Genomic DNA, 6,825 nt, shown 5'->3' with positions numbered 1-6,825 from the left:
AAGCTCTATAATCTCTACGGTGGTTTTACCCACTACAGAAATTATAGAGCCTTTTGTTTTGCTTGAAAAATGGGGGAAATGTGCTCTAGATTAATGTTAGTGAAGGGGAATTACAATACCTAGAAAACGTTTACAATCGATATTTAAAAAGCTATAATAGATTTGAACAGCAAGTAATGGAGGGGACTAATATGGGAGTATATAACAGTGACTGGCTACTTAATCAGATTCGAGGGACAGCTAATGTCGTCAGCAAGGCTTTTAAATTTGAGACTCTGGATATTGATTTAGGTCAGGTGGAAGACGAGCAGGGGAACACTGTTGATGGAAATGACTACATTGATGATTTGTTAATTCATGAAAAGTATGAACAGGCGACAGTCTTCATTCATAGTCAACTCAAACGTTTGACGACTAATGACTATAATCTCCTTGTTAGCATCTATATTGAGTATTTGGAGAATTTACCACCTGTAATAAGGCAGAAACATCATTTTGACAATAGGCAACTAGCAAGCTTGAGGGAAAAACTGTCCGAATTTTCATGGTAATTGCTAGAGAGAGTGGGAGAGAAAACGCCAAGCGTTTACGATTTTTCCACCCTCTTTTTTGTGTTATAATAGAGACACTATGGATAAATTAATAAAAACAATTTCAGAATCAGGTTCTTTCCGTGCTTATGTTCTTGATAGCACTGAAACAGTTAGAACCGCACAAGAAAAACACAATACATTATCATCATCAACAGTTGCTTTGGGGCGTACTCTTATTGCCAATCAAATCTTGGCAGCTAACCAAAAGGGTGAAAGCAAAATTACAGTTAAGGTTATCGGAAACAGCTCCTTTGGTCATATCATCTCTGTAGCTGATACCAAGGGACATGTTAAGGGCTACATCCAAAATCCAGGTGTAGACATCAAGAAAACAGCGACTGGTGAAGTTTTGGTAGGTCCTTTCATGGGACAAGGGCAGTTTGTCTCAATCATCGATTATGGAACTGGTAATCCTTACACGTCATCAACACCACTTATTTCTGGTGAAATTGGTGAAGATTTTGCCTATTATTTGACAGAGTCTGAGCAAACCCCGTCTGCTGTTGGTCTTAATGTACTTCTTGACGAAGAGGATAAGGTCAAGGTTGCTGGTGGTTTCATGCTTCAGGTCTTGCCAGGAGCTAGCGAGGAAGAAATCGCTCGTTACGAAAAACGCATCCAAGAGATGCCAGCCATTTCAACGCTTTTGGAGTCTGATGACCATATCGAAGCTCTCTTGAATGCCATTTATGGGGATGAGCCTTTCAAACGTTTGTCTGAAGAGGAACTTAGCTTTGAGTGCGATTGCTCACGTGAACGCTTTGAAAATGCCCTCTTGACGCTTGGTAAGGATGAACTTCAAGCTATGAAAGACGAGGACCATGGGGCTGAAATCATCTGTCAATTCTGCCAAAACAAGTATGAATTTTCAGAAGCTGACTTGGAGGAACTCATCAATGACTAAACTTAATTCATCCTTCATGATTGGAAATGTAGAGATCCCTCACCGAACAGTCCTAGCTCCTATGGCAGGCGTGACCAACTCTGCCTTCCGTACCATTGCAAAAGAGTTTGGTGCTGGTCTTGTGGTGATGGAGATGATTTCTGAAAAAGGTCTCCTCTACAATAATGAGAAAACCCTCCACATGCTTCATATTGATGAGAATGAACATCCAATGTCTATTCAGCTTTTCGGTGGTGATGCTGAGGGCTTGAAGCGTGCTGCTGACTTTATTCAGACCAATACCAAGGCTGATATTGTTGATATTAATATGGGTTGTCCGGTCAATAAGGTAGTCAAAAATGAAGCAGGTGCCAAGTGGCTCAAGGATCCAGACAAGATTTACCACATTGTCAAGGAAGTGACGTCAGTGCTTGATATTCCTTTGACCGTTAAGATGCGTACAGGTTGGTCAGACAGTGATTTGGCTGTGGAAAACGCCCTTGCAGCTGAGTCTGCAGGTGTTTCTGCTCTTGCTATGCATGGGCGTACCCGTGAACAAATGTATACAGGTCACTGTGATCATGAGACTTTGGCCCGAGTTGCTAAGGCTATCACTAAGATTCCATTTATCGGAAATGGCGATGTTCGTAGTGTTCAAGATGCTAAACTCATGATTGAAGAACTTGGTGTGGATGCGGTTATGGTAGGGCGTGCAGCCATGAACAATCCTTACATTTTCACGCAAATCAACCACTTCTTCGAAACAGGAGAGGAATTGCCAGAGCTTCCATTTGATAAGAAATTGGATATCGCTGAAGACCACCTCAAACGTTTGGTGGATCTTAAAGGTGAAAAGATTGCTGTCCGTGAATTCCGTGGTCTTGCACCACATTACCTCCGTGGAACAGCTGGAGCAGCTAAGGTTCGTGGTGAAGTCTCACGTGCCGAGTCTGTCGCTCAGGTCGAAGAAATCTTTTCAACCTTGAGATAAATGTATATATGATGAAAACTTAACCGACTTGGTTAGGTTTTTATTTTAGGTCTATTCTTCCTTGATATTGATGACGACGGACGGTCGATCTTTTTCTTGGTCCTCCCTTGCAAAAGCTTTGTGTTTTCGATATAATTAACTGGTTAAGTAAATGGAGAAAGCAATGCTAGAACTAGAAGAACAAGTAAATCAATTGATTAACCAAATTTTGCTTAAGGCTGAAAATCAGCATGAGCTCCTCATTGGTCAGTGCCGTAGTCAGGTTAAGTTAACCAACACCCAGGAGCATATTCTCATGCTTTTGTCTGAGGGGCGAAAGACCAATTCGGAGTTGGCTAAGACTCTCAATGTCAGCCAGGCTGCTGTTACCAAGGCTGTTAAAACCTTGGTCAAAGAGGGTATGTTGGAGGCTAAGAAAGACAAGGATGATGGGCGCGTGACCTACTTTGTCTTGACACCAGAAGCTCAACCCATAGCCCAAGAGCATGAGGAACACCACCAAGAGACCTTGGGGGTTTATCGGTCTGTATTGGATCGGTTCGATAAGCAAGAGCGTCAGGTTATTGGACGTTTCTTGACAAAATTAGCAGAAAAAATCGAGGAATAAGATGCGCTATATTACAGTTGAAGGACTGAGCTTCCAGTATGATGCGGAGCCCGTCCTGGACAATATTCACTATCATTTGGATTCTGGGGAGTTTGTGACCCTGACTGGGGAAAATGGAGCTGCCAAGTCAACGCTTATTAAGGCTACCCTAGGAATTCTCAAGCCTAAGAAGGGAACTGTAACCATCTCTGAGACCAATAAAGATGGTAAAAAGCTTCGTATGGCCTATCTTCCACAGCAGATTGCCAGCTTTAATGCAGGTTTTCCAAGCACGGTATACGAGTTTGTTAAGTCTGGCCGTTATCCTCGTCAGGGCTGGTTCCGTCGTTTGACGAAGCACGACTTGGAGCATGTTCAACGTGCCCTAGAGTCTGTTGGCATGTGGGAAAATCGTCACAAGCAAATTGGGCGTCTCTCAGGTGGTCAAAAGCAGCGTGCTGTTATTGCTCGTATCTTTGCTTCAGATCCAGATATTTTTGTCTTAGATGAGCCAACGACAGGGATGGATGCAGGAACAGCCAAGACTTTCTATGAACTCATGCACCACTCGGCTCATAAGCATGGCAAATCTGTCTTGATGATTACCCACGATCCAGAGGAAGTCAAGGAGTACACAGACCGTAATATCCATCTGGTTCGTAACCAAAAATTGCCTTGGCGTTGTTTCAATGTCCATGAAAAAGATGGAGAGGAGCACAAACATGATTAGTGAATTATTAGCCTATGATTTTATGCAACGTGCTATTCTCGCCGTGATTGCTATCAGTATCTTTTCACCTATTTTGGGACTCTTTTTGATTCTCCGTCGTCAGAGCTTGATGAGTGATACTTTGAGTCACGTTTCTTTAGCTGGGGTGGCTGTGGGAATTTTCTTGGGACAATCAACCACTTGGATGACCCTTGTGGTTGTGGTTATTGCCGCTTTGGTTTTGGAATATCTCAGGGTCAGTTACAAGCATTATATGGAGATTTCAACGGCTATCCTCATGTCAATGGGATTGGCAGTGGCTCTTATTCTAAGTAACAAGGCGGGTAGCAGTAGCATGAGTCTGGATAGCTATCTTTTCGGTTCTATCATCACGATTAGCTCTGAGCAGGTGCATGCCCTCTTTGTGATTGCGGCTATTGTACTGATCTTGACTCTTCTCTTTATTCGTCCTATGTATCTTTTGACTTTTGACGAGGACACTGCTCATGTAGATGGCTTGCCAGTACGTCTTATGTCGCTCCTCTTCAATATTGTGACAGGGATAGCGATTGCCCTGATGATTCCGGCAGCAGGATCACTTTTGGTTTCTACCATCATGATTCTTCCAGCAGCTATTGGTATGAAAATAGGTCAAACCTTCAAGTCTGTTATTTTCTGGGCTATTGGTATTGGTTTGGTTGGCATGCTCTCTGGTATCTTTATTTCCTATTATTGGGAAACACCAGCTAGTGCGACCATCACACTGATTTTCATTGCTTTCTTTGGACTGGTATCCATCTTTGAACCTCTCCTAAAAGCAGAGTAAATAATAGAAGAAAAGAGCTTGAGAAATCGAGCTCTTTTTGTGATATACTAAAGTGGTTTTTAGATTTGAGTTAAAAAATAATGGTAGATTTTTAGTCTAGCAAAATCAGTCAGATTTTGCTAGTGTCTGCCATAAATCCTAGCAATAATAAAAAGGAGGAAGCATGGAAATCTTTTTAACCAGTATTTCTGGTATCCTAGTCATTCTGGGTATGATTTTAGTGGGCTTCGTTATGGGTGAAAAAGGCTGGTTTGATGACAAGTCACGTGGCCTAGTAGCTAAGCTAGTCACTCAAATTGCTCTGCCTTGTTACATGCTCTATACCATCACGCAGCGCTTCACGGCAGCAGACCTGCTTAAGATGTTGCCAGAATTACGTTTTCCTGCTCTGTCTATGGTGATTTTGCTTGGGATTGCAACAGCAGTAGCTAAGATTTTTGCAGTAAGAAAGGATCGTCGTGGACTCTTTATTTCCATGTTTTTTAATTCTAATACGATCTTCGTGGGACTACCAATCAACCAGGCTCTTTTTGGGGATGCTAGTATTCCCTATGTTCTGATCTATTACATGTGTAATACGACCTTTTTCTGGACCTTGGGGACCTACCTCATCCAGCGTGATGGTGAAGGAGAGGCTGATTTTGATTTAAAAACAAGTTTAAAAAAGATTTTCTCTCCCCCTCTTATGGGTTTTATCGTAGGTCTTATTATCGTTATTCTTCATATTCAGTTACCGACATTTTTAGCCAGTGATTTGCAGTACCTAGGTAGTTTAACAACTCCTTTATCTATGATTTTCATCGGTTTGTCAGTGTCTAATGCAGGACTGAAGCAGTTGGTTCTGAAAAAAGACCAGATATTAATTCTGCTAGGACGCTTTGTGGTTTCTCCTTTCTTGATGACTATTATTGTATATTGGGCGCCCCTCCCAACTTTGATGAAGCAAGTCTTTATCATCCAGTCAGCTATGCCTGTCATGACCAATGCACCTGTGGTTGCCAAACTCTACGGAGCTGATAGTGATTATGCTGCTGTCATGGTGACTGAGACTACCCTCGCGACCATGATTGTTATCCCAATTCTCATGGTTTTAATGGCCTCATAAATGCCTGAGCCCCCTCAGTTTTTTGCTAGGGGTTTCTCTTTGTAAAAAAAATCAAAAAAGTTTAAGAAAACGCTTTACAAATTATCAAAAGATGCTATAATAATTACATAAGTTATGCAAACGTTTGCATCAAACGTAGGAGGAAATGAAATGAATAAGCTAAAAGAAAAATTTGGCTTTGAGTTCTGGCAAAAATTCGGTAAAGCCCTCATGGTTGTTATCGCAGTTATGCCAGCAGCAGGTCTTATGATCTCTATCGGTAAAACGGTTGCCATGATTAATCCAAACGTGGCACCTCTCGTTATTACTGGTGGATTTCTTGAGCAAATTGGTTGGGGGGTTATTGGTAACCTTCACATCTTGTTTGCCCTTGCCATTGGTGGTAGCTGGGCTAAGGAACGTGCAGGCGGTGCCTTTGCAGCAGGTCTTGCCTTTATCTTGATTAACCGTTTGACTGGTTCAATCTTTGGTGTTACTTCAGATATGCTTGCTGATAAGGCTGCTACAGTCCACACCATTTTTGGTCAATCAATCAAGGTGTCTGATTACTTCATCAGTGTTATGGAAGCTCCAGCCCTCAACATGGGTGTGTTCGTAGGTATCATCTCTGGTTTCATCGGAGCTACTGCCTTCAACAAATACTATAACTTCCGTAAATTGCCAGAAGCTTTGTCATTCTTCAATGGTAAACGTTTCGTACCATTCGTAGTTATTCTTCGTTCAGCTATCGCAGCTATCGTTCTTGCTATCGTATGGCCAGTTATCCAATCAGGAATCAACGGCTTTGGTATGTGGATTGCCAACTCAAAAGAAACTGCTCCAATCTTGGCACCATTCTTGTTCGGTACTTTGGAACGTCTTCTCTTGCCATTTGGTCTCCACCACATGTTGACTATCCCAATTAACTATACTCAATTGGGTGGTACTTACCACGTATTGACTGGTGCCGCTAAAGGTACTGAAGTATTGGGTCAAGACCCACTCTGGCTTGCTTGGGTTACTGACCTTGCAAACCTTAAAGGTTCAAACCCAGAACAATACAAACACCTTCTTGAATCCGTTACACCAGCCCGCTTTAAAGTTGGTCAAATGATTGGTTCATTTGGTATCTTGATGGGTATGGTGGTAGCTA

General features: G+C 42.2%; 8 protein-coding genes. All 8 read left to right on the top strand.

The window, feature by feature from the left end; genetic code table 11:
- Positions 1–191: 191 nt before the first annotated feature.
- Complete coding sequence (locus tag RWZ99_RS08390; RefSeq protein WP_314677990.1) at positions 192–551, top strand: hypothetical protein; 360 nt, start codon at positions 192–194, stop codon at positions 549–551.
- Positions 552–630: 79 nt separating this feature from the next.
- Complete coding sequence (gene hslO / locus RWZ99_RS08385; RefSeq protein WP_314677987.1) at positions 631–1,497, top strand: Hsp33 family molecular chaperone HslO; 867 nt, start codon at positions 631–633, stop codon at positions 1,495–1,497.
- A complete protein-coding gene (gene dusB, locus RWZ99_RS08380) occupies positions 1,490–2,467 on the top strand; it encodes a tRNA dihydrouridine synthase DusB (RefSeq protein ID WP_314677985.1) in 978 nt (325 codons plus the stop codon). The genes hslO and dusB overlap by 8 nt, the downstream gene beginning before the upstream one ends.
- 163 nt (positions 2,468–2,630) lie before the next feature.
- Positions 2,631–3,074, top strand: coding sequence for a zinc-dependent MarR family transcriptional regulator (locus tag RWZ99_RS08375; protein ID WP_314677982.1), 444 nt, complete (start codon positions 2,631–2,633; stop codon positions 3,072–3,074).
- A gap of 1 nt (position 3,075) precedes the next feature.
- A complete protein-coding gene (locus RWZ99_RS08370) occupies positions 3,076–3,783 on the top strand; it encodes a metal ABC transporter ATP-binding protein (protein ID WP_183137059.1) in 708 nt (235 codons plus the stop codon).
- The gene (locus RWZ99_RS08365) at positions 3,776–4,588 is read left to right on the top strand and encodes a metal ABC transporter permease (RefSeq protein WP_314677977.1); all 813 of its coding nucleotides are present in this window, start codon (positions 3,776–3,778) and stop codon (positions 4,586–4,588) included. The genes RWZ99_RS08370 and RWZ99_RS08365 overlap by 8 nt, the downstream gene beginning before the upstream one ends.
- A gap of 163 nt (positions 4,589–4,751) precedes the next feature.
- Positions 4,752–5,693: an AEC family transporter gene (locus RWZ99_RS08360; RefSeq protein WP_314677975.1), complete on the top strand. Its 942-nt coding sequence runs from the start codon at positions 4,752–4,754 to the stop codon at positions 5,691–5,693.
- Positions 5,694–5,843: 150 nt separating this feature from the next.
- The coding region (locus RWZ99_RS08355) for a PTS transporter subunit EIIC (protein WP_314677973.1) at positions 5,844–6,825 on the top strand (982 nt) is incomplete at its 3' end.

Source organism: uncultured Streptococcus sp., assembly GCF_963545685.1.
Lineage (GTDB): Bacteria > Bacillota > Bacilli > Lactobacillales > Streptococcaceae > Streptococcus.
Note: the sequence above shows the minus strand (reverse complement) of the source record. Positions and strands in the feature narration are given on the sequence as shown.

Excerpts from the sequence above, each read along its gene's own strand:
- dusB (WP_314677985.1), top strand. The coding sequence starts at position 1,490 with ATGACTAAACTTAATTCATCCTTCATGATTGGAAATGTAGAGATCCCT.
- RWZ99_RS08375 (WP_314677982.1), top strand. The coding sequence starts at position 2,631 with ATGCTAGAACTAGAAGAACAAGTAAATCAATTGATTAACCAAATTTTG.
- RWZ99_RS08390 (WP_314677990.1), top strand. The coding sequence starts at position 192 with ATGGGAGTATATAACAGTGACTGGCTACTTAATCAGATTCGAGGGACA.
- RWZ99_RS08360 (WP_314677975.1), top strand. The coding sequence starts at position 4,752 with ATGGAAATCTTTTTAACCAGTATTTCTGGTATCCTAGTCATTCTGGGT.
- RWZ99_RS08365 (WP_314677977.1), top strand. The coding sequence starts at position 3,776 with ATGATTAGTGAATTATTAGCCTATGATTTTATGCAACGTGCTATTCTC.
- hslO (WP_314677987.1), top strand. The coding sequence starts at position 631 with ATGGATAAATTAATAAAAACAATTTCAGAATCAGGTTCTTTCCGTGCT.
- RWZ99_RS08370 (WP_183137059.1), top strand. The coding sequence starts at position 3,076 with ATGCGCTATATTACAGTTGAAGGACTGAGCTTCCAGTATGATGCGGAG.